14 protein-coding genes are annotated in these 19,205 nt (G+C 71.7%); 5 read left to right on the forward strand and 9 right to left on the reverse strand.

The window, feature by feature from the left end:
• Nucleotides 1–101 precede the first annotated feature (101 nt).
• Nucleotides 102–1,349, reverse strand: coding sequence for a serine hydrolase domain-containing protein (locus ACIQWG_RS04360; protein ID WP_404090020.1), 1,248 nt, complete (start codon nt 1,347–1,349; stop codon nt 102–104).
• A gap of 244 nt (nt 1,350–1,593) precedes the next feature.
• Between ACIQWG_RS04360 and ACIQWG_RS04365 the strand changes: the two genes are divergently transcribed.
• The 4 genes from ACIQWG_RS04365 to ACIQWG_RS04380 all read left to right on the forward strand — a co-directional run bounded on the left by ACIQWG_RS04365 (nt 1,594) and on the right by ACIQWG_RS04380 (nt 8,459).
• Entirely contained in the window at nt 1,594–2,781 is a 1,188-nt protein-coding gene (locus ACIQWG_RS04365; protein WP_404090022.1) for an ROK family protein, read from the forward strand.
• A gap of 23 nt (nt 2,782–2,804) precedes the next feature.
• Nucleotides 2,805–4,616 (forward strand): alpha-galactosidase D, encoded by a 1,812-nt coding sequence (locus ACIQWG_RS04370; protein WP_404090024.1) that lies wholly within the window; start codon nt 2,805–2,807, stop codon nt 4,614–4,616.
• A 280-nt stretch (nt 4,617–4,896) separates the two neighbouring features.
• The gene (locus tag ACIQWG_RS04375) at nt 4,897–7,272 is read left to right on the forward strand and encodes a glycosyl hydrolase family 95 catalytic domain-containing protein (protein WP_404090026.1); all 2,376 of its coding nucleotides are present in this window, start codon (nt 4,897–4,899) and stop codon (nt 7,270–7,272) included.
• Nucleotides 7,269–8,459 (forward strand): SGNH/GDSL hydrolase family protein, encoded by a 1,191-nt coding sequence (locus tag ACIQWG_RS04380; RefSeq protein ID WP_404090028.1) that lies wholly within the window; start codon nt 7,269–7,271, stop codon nt 8,457–8,459. Before ACIQWG_RS04375 ends, ACIQWG_RS04380 begins: the two co-directional genes overlap by 4 nt.
• Nucleotides 8,460–8,466: 7 nt before the next feature.
• Here ACIQWG_RS04380 and ACIQWG_RS04385 read toward each other — a convergent pair whose 3' ends face one another.
• The 5 genes from ACIQWG_RS04385 to ACIQWG_RS04405 form a co-directional block, all read right to left on the reverse strand.
• A complete protein-coding gene (locus ACIQWG_RS04385) occupies nt 8,467–11,409 on the reverse strand; it encodes an ATP-binding protein (RefSeq protein ID WP_404090030.1) in 2,943 nt (980 codons plus the stop codon).
• A 107-nt stretch (nt 11,410–11,516) separates the two neighbouring features.
• Nucleotides 11,517–11,870: a UBP-type zinc finger domain-containing protein gene (locus ACIQWG_RS04390; protein WP_404090032.1), complete on the reverse strand. Its 354-nt coding sequence runs from the start codon at nt 11,868–11,870 to the stop codon at nt 11,517–11,519.
• Nucleotides 11,867–13,306 (reverse strand): ATP-binding protein, encoded by a 1,440-nt coding sequence (locus ACIQWG_RS04395; protein ID WP_404090034.1) that lies wholly within the window; start codon nt 13,304–13,306, stop codon nt 11,867–11,869. The genes ACIQWG_RS04390 and ACIQWG_RS04395 overlap by 4 nt, the downstream gene beginning before the upstream one ends.
• Nucleotides 13,303–14,979 (reverse strand): FAD-dependent oxidoreductase, encoded by a 1,677-nt coding sequence (locus ACIQWG_RS04400; protein WP_404090036.1) that lies wholly within the window; start codon nt 14,977–14,979, stop codon nt 13,303–13,305. Before ACIQWG_RS04400 ends, ACIQWG_RS04395 begins: the two co-directional genes overlap by 4 nt.
• 120 nt (nt 14,980–15,099) lie before the next feature.
• The gene (locus ACIQWG_RS04405) at nt 15,100–15,456 is read right to left on the reverse strand and encodes a VOC family protein (protein WP_404090038.1); all 357 of its coding nucleotides are present in this window, start codon (nt 15,454–15,456) and stop codon (nt 15,100–15,102) included.
• A 62-nt stretch (nt 15,457–15,518) separates the two neighbouring features.
• Here ACIQWG_RS04405 and ACIQWG_RS04410 point away from each other — a divergent pair, with 62 nt between their 5' ends.
• Complete coding sequence (locus tag ACIQWG_RS04410; protein ID WP_404090040.1) at nt 15,519–16,391, forward strand: universal stress protein; 873 nt, start codon at nt 15,519–15,521, stop codon at nt 16,389–16,391.
• A gap of 1 nt (nt 16,392) precedes the next feature.
• Here ACIQWG_RS04410 and ACIQWG_RS04415 read toward each other — a convergent pair whose 3' ends face one another.
• From ACIQWG_RS04415 to ACIQWG_RS04425, 3 genes are all read right to left on the reverse strand, one after another.
• Nucleotides 16,393–17,628, reverse strand: a complete 1,236-nt coding sequence (locus tag ACIQWG_RS04415) for a DUF4032 domain-containing protein (RefSeq protein WP_404090042.1) — start codon at nt 17,626–17,628, stop codon at nt 16,393–16,395.
• Between the two features lie 40 nt (nt 17,629–17,668).
• Entirely contained in the window at nt 17,669–18,415 is a 747-nt protein-coding gene (locus ACIQWG_RS04420) for an MBL fold metallo-hydrolase (RefSeq protein WP_404090043.1), read from the reverse strand.
• A 157-nt stretch (nt 18,416–18,572) separates the two neighbouring features.
• The gene (locus tag ACIQWG_RS04425) at nt 18,573–19,202 is read right to left on the reverse strand and encodes an alpha-ketoglutarate-dependent dioxygenase AlkB family protein (RefSeq protein WP_404090045.1); all 630 of its coding nucleotides are present in this window, start codon (nt 19,200–19,202) and stop codon (nt 18,573–18,575) included.
• Nucleotides 19,203–19,205: the final 3 nt, after the last annotated feature.

Consider the following 19,205-nt stretch of genomic DNA (forward strand, 5'->3'; position numbering starts at 1 on the left):
GTCCTGGTGGGTGGTTCGAGATCCGGTGGGGATGTCCGTGATGGCCGGACATCCGGAGAACGCCCACCGGATCCCGGGGGTTCCCACCCGTCGTACGGCCCTCAGCCCAGGTCGGCGGCCGACGCCTTCCCCGACTCGGCGTCCTCGCGCGGGTCGGCGGGCCCGGCGGCACCGCGCGACTTCTTCGTCTGCTTGCCGCAGAACGCCGACTCCAGCGTGCTCAGCATCGTGGCGTGCACCGAGCCGTTGTTGGAGGCGTTGGCGAGCGCGGCGAGGCTGCGCCCGCCGTCCTTGGAAGCGAACGCGTAGGAGTAGTAGCCCTGTACGGCGCCCGTGTGGCCGTAGACGGAGATCCCGCACGACAGATCACGGCGCCTGAGCCCGAGCCCGTACGCCTGCGTGCTGCCCGCCGGTACCCACCGCTGCATCTGGGTCAGCTGCGCGCGGGAGGTCAGCCGGCCGCCGAGCAGGGCCGACAGGAAGGTGTTGAGGTCCCGCGTGCTGGAGATGACCGCGCCCGCGCTCTGCGCCCAGGACACCGTCTGCTCGGTGGCGTCGACCAGCGCCGCGCCCGCGGTGTCCGGGGTGAGATAGCCACGGGCATGGCGGCCGGGGATCTTCGTGCCGGGGTGCACGTAGAAGGTGTCGCCCAGCCGCAGCGGCTCGATGATCCGGTCGCGGTACTCGGTTGCCACGGAGTGCCCGGTCAGCTTCTCGATCAGCATGCCGGCGACCACGAAGTTGGTGTTGGAGTACGTGTACGCGCCGCCCGGCTTGGTGGTGCGCGGCTTGCTCAGGGAGCGGCTCACCAACTGCCGGTAGGTGAAGACCTTCTTGCGGACCGCCTCGAAGCCGGGAACCGTCCGCGCGAACATCTCGTTGGTGTAGTCGTGCAGGCCGCTGCGGTGGCTGAGCACATGGCGCACCGTGATGCGGTCGTCGGGCAGCAGGCCCGGCAGATAGCGGTTGACCGGCGTGTCGAGCTTCAGCTTGTTCTCATCGGCCAGTTGCAGCAGGACGACGGCCGAGAAGATCTTGGTGACGCTGCCGATGCGGAACCGGTCGGCGTTGCTGAGCGCCCTCTTGGTCTTGCGGTCGGCCACGCCCACGGCCGCCCAGTGGGCCACGTCGCCGTCGTCGAGGCGTGCCATCGCACCGGGTGCGCCCTGCCGGCTCGCCGTGCGCAGGACGTTCCACAGGCCCGTGACATCCGGGGCGGGCAGCGCGTCCGCCCGGGCGGCGAGCGGGATGGTGCCGGGTTCCTGGGGTGCGGCATGGGCGGGGACCGCCAGGAGCGACACCAGGGCCGCCACCACCGCCGTACCTCTGACCACCGCTGTCGAGACCATCCGGATTCCTCCACGTGAGTCGATGTGCTGCCGGGACGTGCAGCCGAGATGCGCTGCTGCTACGAGAACGATCAGCTTGATGCGGGGCAACCTTCTCGCATCCCGTCACATCGCCACAGACGACGCACAGTTGGACAAGCGTCCATCACTGAGTGGGAGTCCTCTCGGGGACGGCTTCGGTGTTCCTTCAATCAATCCTGCTTCTTTTATTGACGGCGGAAATTAAGGGTCATAGGTTCCGCACATGTCCTCGCTCCGCCGCACCGAGACGTTCCCGGCGAACACGCCGGCCGCCTCGCAGATCTTCACCACGGTCCTCAGCCATGGGCCCCTCACCCGTCTGGAGGTGGCCCGGCGAGCGGGTCTGTCACCGGCCGCCGTCACCAAGGCGGTACGGCCCCTCATCGAGGCCGGCTACCTGGTGGAGGACGTGGACGAGTCCGCCCGGCCCACGCTGGGGCGGCCCGCCAACCCCGTACGGGTCGACGGGGGACGGGCGCTGTTCATCGGCGTCAAGGTGACCGGCGACGAGATCATCGGCGTGCTCACCGATCTGTGCTGCCGCATCCGCGTCGCCCGGCACACCCCGCTCCCGGACCCCGACCCCAAGGTCGTGCTGGCCTCGGTCGCCGAGCTGACGGCCGAACTGCTGTCGGAGGCGGGCGACTTGGGCATACCGGTCCTCGGCCTCGGCATCGCGGTCTCCGGCGACGTGGACCGCGGCGCCGGCGTCGTCCGCTACTCGCCCTTCCTGGAGTGGCGGGACGTCCCCCTCGCCGAACTCGCCGCCGCGACCACCGGCCTCCCGGTCACAGTCGACAACGACGTCCGCGCCCTCACCGTCGCCGAGCAGTGGTTCGGCGCCGGAGTGGGACTGTCCGACTTCGCCGTGGTGACCGTCGGCGCCGGCATCGGCTGCGGCCTCGTGGTGCACGGGCAGGTGGTCGCCGGTGCGCACGGCGTCGCCGGCGAGATCGGCCATGTGACCGTCGACCCGGCCGGGCCGCCCTGCCACTGCGGCAACCACGGCTGTGTGGAAGCCATCGCCGGGGATGCCGCGATCCTGCGGCGGATCCGCGAGACCACCGGCCTCGAAGTCGCCGACACCGCCGAGGCCGTGGCCCTGGCCCACCAGGGAATCGCCGGCGCCCGCGAGGCCTACGCCCGCGCGGGCGAGGCGATCGGCCGCGGCATCGCCACCGTGGCCAACCTGCTCGGCCCCGAGCGGGTGATCATCTCCGGCGAGGGCCTCGCCGCCCACGACCTGTTCGCCGAACAGATCCGCGACGCCTTCGCCTCGGCCGCGTTCGGCTCCGCCGACCGGTGCGACGTACAGACCCGCCCACTGCCCTTCGAGGAGTGGGCGCGCGGGGCCGCCGCCACCGCGATCCAGTCCTTCATCCGAGCCGACGACCAGCGCCAGAACCGCTGAACCGACCCAGGGAGGTACGACCCATGCGGTCATCCTCGTACTCCGTCATGCCCGCACGCGCCCTGAGAGCCATGGTTGTCCTGGCCCTCACCGCCGGTGTCACCGCCGCCGTCCCCGCCGCCGTCCCCGCCGCGCGGGCCGAGACACCGTCCCCGTCGACCACCCCGGTGGCGGCCAAGCCCTACATGGGCTGGACCAGCTGGACCATGCAGTCGTCCAAGTACCCGGGCCTCAACCCCAAGGGCGACTACAGCTATCTGTCCGAGGCGAACGTCATCAAGCAGACCGACGCCATGGCCGCCAAGCTGAAGAAGTACGGCTACGAATACGTCAACATAGACGCCGGCTGGTGGATGGACTGGTCCTGGAAGTCGCAGTTCGACGAGTACGGCCGGCAGAAGGCCGACCCGGTGCGCTTCCCCAGCGGCATGAAGGCCGTCGCCGACCGCATCCACTCCAAGGGCCTCAAGGCCGGCATCTACCTCCCGGTCGGCCTGGAGAAGGGGGCGTACAACGACGGGAAGAACCCGATCTGGAACGCCGAGGGCTGCACCACCGGCGACATCGTCTACGACGACCTGCGCACCACCAACGGCTGGGACAGCGCCTACAAGATCGACTTCTCGGACCCCTGCGCACAGAAGTACATCGACTCCCAGGCGCAGATGTTCGCCGACTGGGGCTACGACTTCCTGAAGCTCGACGGCGTCGGCCCCGGCTCCTTCAAGAACGGCGACAACTACAACAACGTCGCCGACGTCGCCGCCTGGCAGAAGGCCATCGCCACCGCGGGCCGCCCCATCCACCTGGAACTGTCCTGGTCCCTCGACTACGGACACGTCGCCGACTGGAAGAAGTACTCCAACGGCTGGCGCATCGACACCGACGTCGAGTGCTACTGCAACACCCTCGTCACCTGGGAGAACTCGGTCGACGACCGCTGGGACGACACCCCCGCCTGGACCGACCACGCGGGCCCCGGCGGCTGGAACGACCTCGACTCCCTCAACGTCGGCAACGGCGAGATGGACGGCCTCACCAAGGCCGAGCGGCAGAGCTACGCCACGCTGTGGGCCATCGCCAAGTCCCCGCTGTTCACCGGCGACGACCTCACCAAGCTCGACTCCTACGGCCTGTCGCTGCTCACCAACCGCGAGGTCATCGCGATCAACCAGAGCAGCGCCCCGCCCGCCGAGCCCGTCACCGCCTCCGACCCGCAGCAGGTCTGGGCCGCGAAGAACCCCGACGGCACCTACACCGTCGCCCTGTTCAACCTCTCCGACGCCCCCGCCTCGGTCACCGCGAACTGGTCCACGCTCGGCTTCAAGGGCAAGGCCTCGGTGCGGGACGTGTGGAACAAGGAGAACCTCGGCTCGTACACCGACAAGATCACCCAGGCGCTCCCCGCGCACGGCTCCCGTCTGTTCACCGTCACCCCGCGCGGCACGGACCTCGCCTGGACCGCCCACGAGGCCGAATCCGGCAGCCTGAGCGGGAACGCCTCGGTGGCCGACTGCTCCGCCTGCTCCGACGGCCGCAAGGTCGGCAACCTGTACACGGGCGGCAAGGTCACCGTGAACGACGTCGTGGTGCCCAAGGCCGGGACCTACCAGATCAAGGTCGCCTACGTCAGCGGCGACTCCCGCTCGGCCCTGGTCTCGGCCAACGGAGGCGGCGCCACCTCGCACAAGTTCGCGTCCACCGGTGACTGGGGGACCGTCAACAGCGTGTACGTACCGGTGAAGCTCAAGGCCGGGACCAACACCATCACGTTCGACAGCGGCACCGGATACGCGCCGGACATCGACCGGATCGACGTACCGAAGTCCCTCTGACCCCCTTCTGTCTTCTGTCGGGGCCCGGCGTACCGCCGGGCCCCCACCCGGACGTACCCCGAGCCGCACAAGGACACCACCGCCCACCACCCCCGCAGAAGATCCGTCCACACCCAGGCCACCACCCCGGGCCACACCCCCCCCCGCGGCGCCCCGCCCCCCCCCCCCCCCCCCCACCCCCCCCCCCCCCCCACCCCCCCCCCCCCGCCCCCCGCCCCGGGGGGGGGGGGGGCCCCCGCCCCCCCCCCCCCCCCCGACCCGGACGTACCCGGAGCCGCACATGGACACCAGCGCCAACGACCCGAGCAGAAGATCCGTCCTCTCCCTGGCCACCACCGCGGGCCTCACCGCCGCCCTCGGCGCCCTGCCCGCCTTCACCGCCTCCGCCGCACCCGCCCGCCCCGCCGAAGTCCCGCTGCCCGCCGACGCCGCCCGGCACCGGCTGTGGTGGCAGGCACCCGGCGACGAGGGCTCGCTGATCGAACAGGGCCTGCCCGTCGGAAACGGCCGCATCGGAGCCCTCGCGAGCAACGACCCCGGCCGCGAACTGCTGCTGATCACGGACGCCACCATGTGGACCGGCGGCCTCAACGACACCCTCGACCAGGACGGCCAGTTCCCCTACGGCCGCTCCGACTTCGGTTCGTTCACGCTGCTCGCCAAGCTCACCGTCGACCTCCCCGACCACGACCTCGGCGCCGTGACCGGCTACCGCCGCACCCTCGACCTCGCGCAGGGCCTGGTCACCAGCTCCTACGTCCGCTCCGGCGTCACCTACCGGCGCGAGATGTACGCCAGCCACCCCGACGACGTCATCGTCCTGCACTTCACCCAGAGCGGCGGCGGCCGCTACACCGGTGCCATCACCCTCACCGGCACCCACGGCGAGAACCCCACCGCCGCCGAGTCCTTCGGCGCGACCCTCCCCAACGGCCTGCGCTACGGCGCCGCCGTCAAGGCCCGCGCCGACGGCGGCAAGGTCACCGTCCACGGCACCCGCATCGACTTCGCCGGCTGCAAGAGCCTCACGGTCGTGGTCAGCGCCGGCACCAACTACGCGCCCGACGCCGAGGCCGGCTTCCGCGATCCCGCCCTCGACCCCGAGCGCCTCGCCCGTACGAAGGTCCGAGCCGCCGCCGCGGAACCGGCCGACGCCCTGCGACGCACGCACGTCGCCGACTACCGCGCCCTGTACGGACGACTCGACCTCTCCCTCGGCACCTCCACGGCCGACCAGCGCGCCCTGGACACCTGGGAGCGCCTGCACGCCCGCACCCGCGATCCCGAACCCGACCCCGAACTGGAGGCGGCCTACCTACAGTTCGGCCGCTACCTGATGATCTCCGGCTCACGCGACAGCCTGCCGCTGGGCCTACAGGGACTGTGGCTGGACGGCAACGACCCGGACTGGATGGGCGACTACCACACCGACATCAACATCCAGATGAACTACTGGATGGCCGACCGCACGGGCCTGTCCTCCTGCTTCGACGCGTTCACGGACTACTGCGTCGCCCAGCTCCCGTCCTGGAACGACCTCACCCGCCGCCTGTACAACGACCCGCGCAACCGCTACCGCAACTCCAGCGGAAAGAACGCCGGCTGGGCCGTCGCCTTCTCCACCAACCCCTTCGGCGGCAGCGGCTGGTGGTGGCATCCGGCGGGCAACGCCTGGCTGTGCACCACCCTGTGGGAGCACTACGAGTACACCGGGTCACGCGAGTACCTGGAGAGGATCTACCCGCTGCTCAAGGGCGCGTGCGAGTTCTGGCAGGCGCGGCTGCTCACGATCACCCTCCCCGGCACCTCCAGGGAGGTGCTCGTGGACGACAGCGACTGGTCTCCCGAGCACGGCCCGCAGGACGCCAAGGGCATCACCTATGCTCAGGAAGTCGTGTGGACACTGTTCGGGAACTATTGCACCGCCGCCGCCGAACTCCGGCGGGACACCGACTACGCGGATACGATCGCCTCACTGCGCAGAAAGCTGTACCTGCCGCAGGTCAGCCCGACCACCGGCTGGCTGGAGGAGTGGATGTCGCCCGACAACCTGGGTGAGACGACGCACCGCCACCTGTCGCCGCTCATCAACCTCTTCCCCGGCGACCGGATCCGCCCCGACGGCTCCACCCCGGCCGACCTCGTGGCCGGCGCCACCGCCCTGCTCAAGGCGCGCGGCATGGAGAGCTTCGGCTGGGCGAACGCCTGGCGCAGCCTGTGCTGGGCCCGCCTGAAGGACGCGGACAACGCCTACCAGCTCTTCCTCAACAACCTCCGCCCGTCGACCGACGGCAGCAACGGCACGGCCTTCAACCTCTTCGACATCTACGAGGTCGAGCGCGGCCGGGGCATCTTCCAGATCGACGCCAACTTCGGTACACCGGCCGCGATGATGGAGATGCTGCTGTACTCCCGGCCGGGCCACCTGGAACTCCTTCCGGCCCTCCCCGCCGCCTGGGCCGATTCCGGCCATGTCAAGGGCGTCCCCGCGCGAGGCGGCTTCGAGGTCGACCTGCGCTGGCGCGACGGGAAGCCCACCGAGGCCCGGATCAGCAGCGTCGGCGGCCGCACCACGACCGTCGCGTACGGCGACGTCTCCCGCACGGTCACCCTGCGGCCCGGCACGTCCGTCACGCTGAAGGACTTCACCCCGTGAGGGCCGCGCTTCCGCTGGCCGCCCTGCTGCTGACGGTCGTCGCCTGCCAGTCGGCGCCGGCCGAGGCGACCGGCGACGCCAGCGGTGTCATCACCTGGGGAGCCAGTGCAGACCGCATGAGCGAGGGGGTCGCCGGCCGCAGCTACCGGCTCGTCGTGCACACCAGTGTCGGCGGCACCGGCGTCCGGGTCCGGCTCTCCAACGCCTTCGGCGACCGGCCGATCACCTTCGACAGCGTCTACGCGGGCATCCAGAAGCAGGGCGCCGAGCTGCGGCCGGGCAGCAACCGGAGGCTGGCCTTCGGCGGCGAGCGCTCGGTCACCGTACCGGCGGGCGAGACCGTCTGGAGCGACCCGCTGCCCGGCCGGCTGCCCGCGGCGACCAACCTCGTCGTCAGCGTGCACAGCCCGAACGCCGGCGGCCCGGTGAGCGGCCACTGGATGGCGATGCAGACCTCGTACGCCACCCAGGGCGACCACACCGACGAGGACAGCGGGGAGGCCTGGACCATCCCGACCGGCTCCTGGTTCTACCTCGACGCCGTCTCCGTGCACGCCCCCGCACGCACCGGAGCGGTCGTCGCCCTCGGCGACTCCATCACCGACGGCTGGCAGTCCACCTCCGAACTCAACCGCCGCTGGCCCGACTACCTGGCCCGCCGGCTCCAGAAGACGGACACGCGGGTGAAGGGCGTCGCCAACGAGGGGATCTCCGGGAACAAGGTCCTCGCGGACGGCCCCGGCCAGAGCGCCCTGAACCGGCTGGACCGGGACGTGCTGTCCCAGCCGGGCGTGCGCACGGTGTTCCTGTTCCAAGGAGTGAACGACATCAAGGCCCATTCGGGCGTCACCGCCGACGACCTGATCGAGGGCTACCGCGAGATCGTCGACCGGGCGCACGCGGCCGGCAAGTGCGTCGTCGGCGCCACCGTGGGCCCCTTCAAGGGCTGGCACGAATGGGACCCGGCCGCCGAAGCCGTACGCCAGGAGGTCAACACCTTCATCCGCTCCGGCGGCGAGTTCGACGCCGTCACCGACTTCGACCGCATCCTGCGCAGCCCCTACGACCAGGCCAGGATGCTGCCGGCCCTCGACGGCGGCGACCACATACACCCCAACGACAAGGGGATGCAGGCGATGGCCGACGCCGTCGACCTGACCGCCCTCGACTGCGAGGCCGGCGGATGACGGGGCGTCAGCCCACCGTCTCCTCGCGGGTGATCAGGCCCTGCCGATAGGCGATGGCCACCGCCTCCGTACGACTCGCCGCACCCAGCTTGGCGAGGATGTTGGAGACATGGACACTCGCCGTCTTGCCCGTGATGTACAGCTCCTCGCCGATCTGCCGGTTGCTGCGGCCGACGGCGAGGAGACGCAGGACCTCCTGCTCGCGCGTGGTCAGCGGGGAGGAGCGGTCGGCCGCGGTCTCCGCGAGCCGGCCACGGCGGACCAGGGCGTCCACCCGCTCCAGCAGCGGCGTCGCGCCGAGCCGGGCCGCGGTCTCCCGTGCGGCCCGTGCCTCGGAGGCCGCCGCCGCACGGTCCTGGGCCACCAGCAGGGCCTCGGCGTGACGCAGCCGGCACCGGGCCCGCTCGTACTCGTCGCCGTAGTCGAACGCGGCCATCGCCTTCGCCCACGCGTCGACGTCCGGCCCGGTGACGGCCCGCGTCCACTCCGCCTCCGCACGGGCCAGCCACGCCATGCCCTCCGGGCCCTGCGGTGTGGCGTCCTCGCCCCGCACCGCCGCCGTCCGCGCCGCCTCGACCAGTTCGGTCGCCGTGTCCACCCAGCGGCCCGCCCCGGCCTCGTCCCCGGCCAGGCGCAGCTCGACGGCCCGGTCGGAGACCGCGGACAGCGCGAGGGCGGCGAGCCGGACCGTGGCGTCCGGCAGCCGTCCCGCGTCGTCGGTGAGGGCCGCGACCGTGGACCGCATCCGCTCCACAGCCGCCTCCGCGTCACCGCGCAGCGCGGCGGCGTCGGTGAGCGCGATGCCCGCGACGAGCATGCCCAGCCAGTCGAACGGCCCCCGCAGCAGGGCACGCGCCCGCTCGGCGCCCTCGAAGTCCCCGCGCGCGAGCATGACGTACAGCGCCGGGCCGACCGTGTAGCCGCCCGCCGCGGGCAGCACGTCGGCGTCGGTCTCGGCGGCGGTCAGGCACTCGTCCCAGCGGCCCAGCGTGTACAGCACCAGCAGTTGCAGATACCGCATCTCCAGCGGATACGGCGACGACAGCAGCCCCGCACGCCGGGCCCGGTCCAGGCCCTCCGCGAGCCAGGGCAGACACCCCTGAAGGTCACCGGACTCGAAGCAGCCGACGGCGAGGTTGAACAGGGCGCGCATCTCGACCGGCGCGTTCCCCGAGCTGCGCGCCAACTCCCGTGCCTCACGCAACCTTTCCCGGCCCTCCGGGGTGCGCCGGCCGCCGCCCTCCAGTCCGGCCAGCGAGATCAGGAGATCCGCCCGGGCGTCCGTCACCTGGAGTCGCTCGGCCGTGCGCAGGGCCTCGCGGGCGACCCGCAGCGCCGTCTCGTTCTCGCCGACCTGCCGGGCCGCGAGGACATGGGTGGCCGCCGCCCACACCCAGGTCCGCGACGGAGGTTCCGCCGGGATCAGGGCGAGGGCCTCGCTGCTGTAGGCGAAGGCGGCCGTCAGGCTGTCCACGCCGAGCAGATTGCCGGCGAGCGTGTAGCGGACCCGGGCCGCGAGCTCGGCGTCCGCGTCCTGGCCGACGCCCGCGAGCGCGGAGCGGGTGAGGGAGACCGCCCGGTGCGACTCACCGGCGTGGGCCGCCGCCGCCGACGCGCGCAGGGTGAGGGTCACCCGGTGGGTGCCCTCGCCCGAGGGCCGCGCCGCCGGCTCCACCGCCGGCCACAGGTCCAGGGCCGCCTCCAGATGCCGTAGCTCCTCGGCCGGCGCGCCGACCCCGTGCGCGTGCGCGGCGGCCTCCAGCGAGGCGGCCAGGGCCTCGGCCAGGTCATGGCTCTCGCGGTAGTGGTGGGCGCGTTCCGCCGCCGTCTCGTCCGGACGTCCGCGCCCGGTGAGCAGCCGGGCGAACGTGCCGTGCAGCCGGCCGCGTTCCCCCGGCAGTAGATCGGCGTACACCGCCTCACGCGCGAGGGCGTGCCGGAAGGCATAGGTGTCCCCGTCACCCGGCGCGAGCAGCTGCCGCCCGACGGCCTCGCGCAGCGCGGACTCCAGCTCCTCCTCCGGGATGCCCACGGCATCCCGCAGCAGATCGTGCTCGACGCGGCGCCCCGCGACCGCCGCCGTGCGCAGCACCTGCTGGGCGGTGTCGGACAGTTGCTCGAACCGGATGAGAAGGACGTCGGCCAGCCCGCTGGGCACCCCGCCGGCCTCGGTGTCCGTGGCCGCGACGAGTTCCTCCGCGTAGAACGCGTTGCCCTCGGCACGCTCGACGATCCGCCGGACCGTGGTGTCCGGCAGCGGCTGCTCCTGCACGGCCCGCACCAGCTCCGCCACCTCGGCGTCCGCCATGGGCCGCAGCTCCAGCCGCTCCACGGCGGGCAGCCGCACCAGCTCGGCGAGCAGCGGCCGCAGCGGATGACGCCGGTGCAGATCGTCCGCGCGGTACGACGCGAACACGGCGATCCGATGCGTGGGCGCCCCGCTCGCCGAGCGCTGGAGGATCCCCCGGCTCAACAGGAACCGCAGCAGATCCCGCGACGACTGGTCGGCCCAGTGCAGGTCCTCCAGCACGAGCAGCACCGGAGCGATGTCGGACAGGTCGGCCAGTAGTCCCGCGATGCCCTCGAACAACCGCAGCCGGTCGCCGACGGCGTCCGTCCCGCCGCCCAGCAGCCGGCCCACCAAGGGGTGGGCGTCGAGCAGGCCGGAGAACCGCCCGTCACCGGCGAGCACACCCAGGACCTCGGTGAACGGCAGATACGGCAGCCCCACATCGCCGAGGTCGACACAGTGCCCGGTGAGCACGGTCATCCCGTCCGCGCCGGCCCGCCCCGCGACCTCGTCCAGCACCCGGGTCTTGCCGACCCCGGCGTCACCGGCGACCAGGACGGCCCGTGCCTCGCCGCCCCGGGCACGCTCCAGCACCCCGGAGAGCCGGGCGAACTCGCTGTCCCGCCCGATGAGCGGAGTACTGAAGGAGGCTGTCGACACGAAGACATCTTGCCACTCGGCACCGACGGTGCCGGTGGTCGTCCTGTGGCACTCACGGGAGTGAGGCCCTGTCGATACGCGACTCGGTCGCGTCGGGGTGACAGGCCCTAGGCGCGCACGGTCTTGGCCCAGTCCGCCGGGACCCGCCCCGCCGGTCCCGGCGTGGGCTGGTCCGCCGGATGACTCGCCGGCGGAGTCAGCTCGGGACCGGAGTCGAACAGTTCGTTGGTGTCGTAGTTCCAGTACCAGTCCTCGCCGGGCTCGTAGCTCTGCACCAGCGGATGCCCGGTGTCGCGGAAGTGCGCCGTCGCGTGCTTCGCCGGCGAGCTGTCGCAACATCCCACGTGACCGCACTGCGCGCACCGCCGCAGGTGGAACCACCACCCACCGGCCGCGTCGCACTCCGTGCACCCGCTGCCGCTCGGCGGCACGCTCGGATCGATACCGTTGATGTCGGTCATGAGGCCTCCTCGGAGGTGAGCGGGAGCAGCACCTGGAAACGCGTGTCGCCCGGCTCGGACTCCACCTTGATGGTGCCGTGGTGCTTGTTGGTGACGATCCGCCAGGAGATGTCGAGGCCGAGCCCGGTGCCCTCGCCCACCGGCTTGGTCGTGAAGAAGGGATCGAAGATCCGCCCGCGGTTCTCCGCCGGAATACCGACCCCGGTGTCGCGGAACTCCACCAGCAGCCGGTCGTGGTCCGCTGCCGTCCGCACGGTCAACGTCCCTTCGCCGCCCGCGCTCTTGATCGCCGAGACCGCGTTGTCGATCAGGTTCGTCCACACCTGGTTGAGCTCCGCCGGGTACGCCGGGATCTTCGGCAGCGTACGGTCGTACTCCTTGACGACCTCGATCCGCGGGCCGATCTTGCCCGACAGCATCAGCAGGGTGCTGTCCAGGAGTTCGTGGACGTCGGCGTTCTGGAAGGGCGCGCGGTCGAGCTGGGAGTACTGCTTGGCCGCGTCGACGAGTTGGGAGACGCGGGTGGTCGAGTCGTTGATCTCGTCCATCAGCAGCTCGGTCTCGACGGTGTAGTTGAGCCAGCCGATCGCGCTCGGCAGGATCTGCTCGTCCACCGCCGCCGCGACCTGGTCCAGCCAGTCCACGTCGAGACCGGCCTGGACGAAGGTGGGCGCGATCCGCCAGCCCTCCTGGATGTCGTGGTCGTCGAGCCAGTCGGTGACCGAGTCCTCCCGGTCGGCGGCCTCCAGCGGACTGAGCGTGGGTGCCTTGGCGACCCGCTCGGCGGTGCGTTCCTGGAGGTCGATGAGGTTCGCCATCACCTCTGGGGTGTACGAGCCCTGCGCGATGACGGCCAGCTTGTGCCGCATCTTGCCGACCCGCTCGCGCAGCGTCGCGGTCGCCCGAACGGCCGCCGCGGCGGGGTTGTTGAGTTCGTGTGTGAGCCCGGCGGACAACGAGCCGAGCGCCAGCAGCCGTTCCCGCTGCCCGACCGCCTGCTGGGTGCTCTTCGAACCGAAGAAGAGGCCTTCCAGCAGATGCACCGCCATCGGGAACCACTCCTGCATGATGGCCGCGAACGTGTCGGCGGGCAGCACGAAGAACCGCGTCGGCTCGGTCACATGCATGGAGTTGTTGTAGACCTGCCGCACCCGGTCACCCAGGTACGCCTGCATGGATCCGGCGTACACCCCGCGCTGGGAGGTCCGGGTCACCTCCACGTCGTCCCCGGCGACCCGCCGGTACAGCACGACCGTGCCCTCGATCATCACGTAGAAGCAGGTGGCCGGCTCGCCCTCGGTGTACACCGGACCGGGCTCGTACTGCTCCACCCGCCCCTCGCGGCACAGCCGTTCGAGCTGCTCGGGGGTGAGCTTCTCGAACAGGAACAGCGACCCGATCTCCGCGGGCCGGCACGGGATCGACTGCTCGCTCATGACTGCTCCAGATAGCGATGGACCAGCATCACGGCCATGGCTCCCTCTCCCACGGCGGACGCGACACGCTTGGCGGACTCGGAGCGCGCGTCGCCCGCCACGAACACTCCGGGCACATTGGTCTCCAGGTGGTACGGCGGCCGGTCCAGCTCCCAGCCGGCCGGCGGCCGTCCGTCGGCGGCGAGGTCGGGCCCGGCGAGGATGAATCCGCGCTCGTCCCGCAGGACCGTCTCGCCCAGCCAGTCGGTCAGCGGGGCCGCGCCGATGAACACGAACATCCACTGGGCGTCGACGAGTTCGGTCCGCCCGCTGTCCACGTCACGCAGCGTCAGCTGCTCCAGATGGCCCGAGCCGTGCGCCGACTCGACGGCCGTCCGGGCGCGCACCGAGATGTTCGGCGCCTCCTCGATCTGCTGGACCAGGTAGTACGACATGGACGCCGACAACGACTCCCCGCGCACCAGCAGCGTCACCGACTTCGCGCCCCGCGCCAGATACATCGCCGCCTGCCCGGCGGAGTTGGCGCCGCCGACGATGTACACGTCCTGGCCACGGCACGCGGGCGCCTCCGTCAGCGCCGACCCGTAGTACACCCCGGCCCCGGTCAGGTCCGCACAGCCCGGCGCCTGCAACTGCCGGTAGGACACGCCGGTCGCCAGGATCACACTGTGCGCGGCGACCGCCGAGCCGTCCGAGAACCGTACGATCCGGGCGGCGCCGCTCGCCTCCAGTCCCGTCACCTCGCGCGCGGTGAGGATCTCGGCGCCGAACTTCGTCGCCTGGCGCCGGGCCCGCTCGGTGAGCTGGGCGCCCGACACGCCGTCCGGGAAGCCGAGGTAGTTCTCGATCCGGGAGCTCTGCCCGGCCTGTCCACCGGTCGCCGACCGTTCCACCAGCACCGTCCGCAGACCCTCGGACGCCCCGTACACGGCCGCGCCGAGCCCGGCGGGTCCGCCACCGATGACGACCAGGTCGTAGAAGTCGGCCGTCGGGGTCGTGGCCAGCCCCACCTTCGCGGCCAGCTCGGGTGCCTCGGGCGCCACCAGGGGCGTGCCGTCGGGGGTGACGACGAGCGGCAGCCGCTGACCGTCGTGCCCGGCGGCCGACAGCAGCCGCTGTCCCTCGGGTTCCTCCGCGGAGTACCACCGGTAGGGCACCTGGTTGCGCGCCAGGAACTCGCGCACCTCCGAGGAGCGTGCCGACCAGCGGTGCCCGACCACCTTGGTGCTGGGCACCGGCCGGTAGTCGCTGCGCCGCCAGGCCTCCAGCAGGTCGTCCAGGACCGGGTAGAGCTTCTCCTCCGGCGGGTCCCACGGCTTGAGCAGATAGTGATCGACGTCCACGACGTTGATCGCGTCGATCGCCGCGTTCGTGTCCGCGTACGCGGTCAGCAGCACCCGCCTGGCACCCGGGTACACGTCGAGGGCCTCTTCGAGGAACTCGATGCCGTTCATCTGCGGCATGCGGTAGTCGGCCAGGATCACCGCCACCAGATCGCCGCGCAGCTTCAGCTCACGCAGCGCCTCCAGCGCGGACTGGCCGGACTCCGCGCGCACGATCCGGTGCGACTCGCCGTAGCGCCGCCGCAGATCCCGGGCGACCGCCCGGGACACTCCCGGGTCGTCGTCCACGGTCAGGATGACGGTCCGCGCTGTTTCGGCGGCCTGTGTCATACGTCTCCCACCCCGAGAGTCCGGTGTCAGGGCACGGCGTCCCCGTCGTCACCGGCCCGGTCCTGCCCATCGTATGTTCGATCGCCCTGATGCGCGCGGGTGTGCCGGACCCTGTCGGTGTCAGCCTCGGCGCGGTCCGAGCACGCAGAACTCGTTGCCTTCGGGATCCTCCAGCGTGACCCACGGCTCCTGGCCGGTCTGCCCGATGTCCGCGTGACGTGCCCCGTGGGCGAGGAGGCGGGTGACCTCCGCCTGCTGGTCGTCGGGCCGGAAATCGAGGTGGAGGCGGTTCTTGACGACCTTGCCCTCCGGCACCCGGACGAAGAGCAGGCCCGGCAGACGCTCCTTCGCGGGCCGGATCTCGTACTCCTCGGCCGACTCGTCCACCAGGACCCAGCCGAGCGCCTCGGCCCACCAGCGTCCCAGCGCCACCGGATCGGCGGCGTCCACGATCACTTGCTCCCATTCGAGTGCCATCCCCGCAGCGTAGTGAAGACTGGGTGCGACGACATGACCACGGCACGAGGAGGAAGCCGGAGATGACGCGCCCGATCACGGCAGGGGTGGACGGATCGGAGGAGAGCCTCGCCGGGCTGGCCTGGGCCGCCCGGGAGGCGGTGCGCAGGGGGCTCGCGCTGCGGGTGGTGCACGCCTGGCAGTTCCAGCCGCACGACGCGATCGACGCGGGTGACGCGGACAGCCAGGCCGAGTGGGTGCGGGACGGACTGGCGCAGGCCGCCCGCACCGTCACCGAGAAGCACCCGGGACTGCGGGTGACCACCGACGTCGTCGAGGACTCGCCCGCCGAGGCCCTGACGGCCGCCGCGGCCGAGGCCGAGATGCTGGTGCTGGGATCGCGCGGCCACGGCCGGGTCGTCGGGTTCCTGCTGGGCTCCGTCGGACAGCAGGTGATCGCCGGGGCCACGCGGCCCGTCGTGCTCGTGCGCGCGGGCGACGAGCCCTCGGCCGAGGTCGCCGGACATGAGATCGTCGTGGGCCAGCAGGGCGAACCGGAGGACAGCGCGGACGTGCTGCGGTTCGCGTTCGAGACGGCCGCGGCGCGCGGCGCGACCGTACGCGCGGTACGGGCCTGGACGCTGCCGCCGCTGTTCGCCTACAGCCCGGGCTCCCTGAAACTCCTCGACGAGGCCGGGGGACTGGAGCCCTACGAGAAGAAGGCGCTGGGCGAGGCTTTGCGGCCGTGGCGGGAGCGCTTCCCGGACGTCCCCGTCGTCGAGCACGTCGAGATGGGCAGCGGCGGGCAGGTGCTGCTGTCGGTCGCCGGGCGGGCCCAGCTGATGGTCGTGGGGCGCCGCGTCCACCGCACGGCCGTGGGCGCCCGGATCGGCTCGGTGGCCCACGGCGTGCTGCACCACGCGGACTGCCCGGTGGCCGTGGTCCCGCACGACTGAGTCAGTCGGACACGGTCGGCCGCAGCGTCTCCCGGGCCGTGGGCAGGATGTTCCTGATGTAGTCCTCGACCACCGTGTCCAGGCCGATGTCGTGCTGCGCCCGCTCGGACAGGTACCAGCGGTGTTCGAGCAGTTCGTGGTAGATCTCGGCCGGGTCCATGGTCCCGCGCAGTTCCGGCGGCACGGCCCGCACGGTGGGCCGGAAGACATCCCGCACCCAGCGGTGCGCGAGCACCTCCGGGCGGGCGCCGAGGGGGTCGCCCGGGTCGTAGTCGTCCTGGGTGGCCATCCAGCTCTCCAGGTCGTTCAGCAGCCGCCGGGCCTGGTTCTCCTCGGTGTCCAGGCCGGTCAACCGCAGCAGCTGGCGCTGGTGGTGACCGGCGTCGACGACCTTGGGCACGAAAGTGACGGTGTCACCGTTGGTGGCGTGCTCGATCTGCATCTCGGCCACGTCGAAGCCGAGCTCGTTCAGACGGCGTATCCGGCGTTCTATGTAGTGGTACTTGCCCGCCGGGTACACCGAGGTGCGGGTCAGCTCCTGCCACAGGCTCTGGTAGCGGGCGCAGATCTCGGTGCCGAACTCGATCGGGTCGACGGAGGGGTGCAGGGCCCCGGAGGCCTCCAGGTCCAGCAGTTCCCCGCTGATGTTGACCCGGGCGAGGTCCAGGTCGTAGTCGCGCTGGCCCTCGCTGAGCCGTGGGTGCAGTTCGCCGGTCTCCGCGTCCACCAGGTACGCGGCATAGGCGCCCGCGTCGCGCCGGAACAGGGTGTTGGACAGCGAGCAGTCGCCCCAGGCGAACCCGGCGAGGTGAAGGCGGACCAGCAGCACGGCCAGCGCGTCCATCAGCCGGTGCATGGTCGCCGGGCGCATCGTCGTCTCGAACATGGAGCGGTACGGCTGCGAGCCGCGCAGGTGCCGGGTGACCAGGACCGACTCCAGCGGGGCGCCGGCGGCGTCCGTGCGCCCGGTGACCACGGCCAGGGGATCGACCGCGGGGATGCCGAGCCGGTCCAGGTCGCGCAGCAGCTCGTACTCGCGCAGGGCCGGGCGCTCGGCGAGCTCCTTGACGGCGATCACCTCGTCGCCGGCCCGCGCGTAGCGCACGATGTGCCGGGAGATACCACGCGGCAGCGGGACCAGGACCTCCTGCGGCCACTCCTCCAGCGGGAGGTGCCAGGGCAGCTCCAGCAACAGGACGGGGTGCTCCGGATTGGTCGCGCTGATCTGGAGTGCCATCGGCCGTTCGTCCTCGCCTCGCGCTGATCGTCAGCTCACACTAGAGGGCGCGTTCCCGTGCCTGAAGAGCCGCTTCCCGCACCGGGCCCCGGTGCAGCGGTCCGTGTCCGGGCAGGAGGACGTCGCCCTTGAGTCCTTCGAGTACGGCCAGCGAGGCCACGGCCCGGGCCCGCTCGTGGTGGAACATGTCCGGCAGCAGCTGCGGCCCCTTGATCCGCGAGGTGGGGTGCCCGCTGACCAGGGCGTCGCCCGCGATCACCACGCCGGCGTCCGGCAGATGGTAGGCGCAGTGGCCGTCGGTGTGGCCGGGCGTGTGCACGGGGACGGGGCGGCCGGGCAGGTCCAGCGGGCCCGCCGACGGGAACGGCTCGGGGGAGGTCACCGGAACGTGCGCGGTGCCTCCGGAACGCACGGCGTGCAGCGCCCAGGGCAGCACACCGGGACGCCAGCCGTTCCGCAGGACCGTCCCGACGCTCACCTGGTGCAGGAACTCACGCCGGGCGTGCGGCACTTCGGCCTCGTGGAGATGGACCGGCGTGCCGTACTTGTCGCGCAGGTACTCGGCGTTGCCCAGGTGGTCGGTGTGCGCGTGGGTGATCAGTACGGCCTGGACCGCCTCCGGTGAACCGCCCACCTCCGCCAGCGACGCGAGCAGCTTCGCCCGGTCCCCGGGGTATCCCGTGTCGATCAGCGTGATCGCGTCCCCGTCGGTGAGGATCACCCAGTTCGTGTTGCTGCCGTGCACCAGATGGATGCCGTCCGCGACTTGCTGCACATCTGCCCGCATGATCGTCCCGCGTGGTGAGGTCCGTGCCCGTCGGACACAGCAAAGCAGATCACCTGTGTGTCGTCGCACCTGGGGCACCGTCCGGAGAACGGGCTGCCTCCGGCACCGTCCGCCGGAGGCAGCCCCCGCGTGCGCCCGAAGCGGCCGCCTCTCCGCCTCAGTGCACGCCGTGCGGACGGAACTGCACGCTGATGCGCGGTCCCGCGGCGCGTGTGGTCTTGGGGATCGAGTGTTCCCAGGTCCTTTGGCAGGAGCCACCCATCACGATCAGGTCGCCGTGCCCCAGCGGACGCCGAATCGTCTCGCCGCCGCCCCGCATCGGGCGCAGCAACAGGTCCCGGGGCGCTCCCACGGAGAGGATCGCGACCATGGTGTTCTCGCGGGCACCCCGCCCGATCCGGTCCCCGTGCCAGGCGACGCTGTCCCGTCCGTCGCGGTAGTAGCAGAGCCCGGCCGTGGTGAAGGGCTCGCCGAGTTCCGCTGCATAGTGCGCGGACAGGGTGTCCCGTGCCTCGGTGAGGACCGGGTGCGGCAGCGCGTCGTCGGCGCCGTAGAAGCAGAGCAGTCGCGGTACGTCGACGACGTGGTCGTACATCGTGCGTCGCTCGGCACGCCACGGGACCTCGGTGGCGAGCTGTTCGAACAGCGCGTCCGCCCCGCTGAGCCAGCCGGGCAGGACGTCGATCCAGGCGTCATGGGCGAGCCCGGTGCGGCGGATCCCGGCGAGGGAACCGAGCCGCAGCTCGTCGGTCTGGTCGAACAGGGAGCCCTGGAGGTGCGTGGCCATGGT

It is taken from the genome of Streptomyces sp. NPDC098781 (assembly GCF_044759995.1).
Taxonomy (GTDB): domain Bacteria; phylum Actinomycetota; class Actinomycetes; order Streptomycetales; family Streptomycetaceae; genus Streptomyces.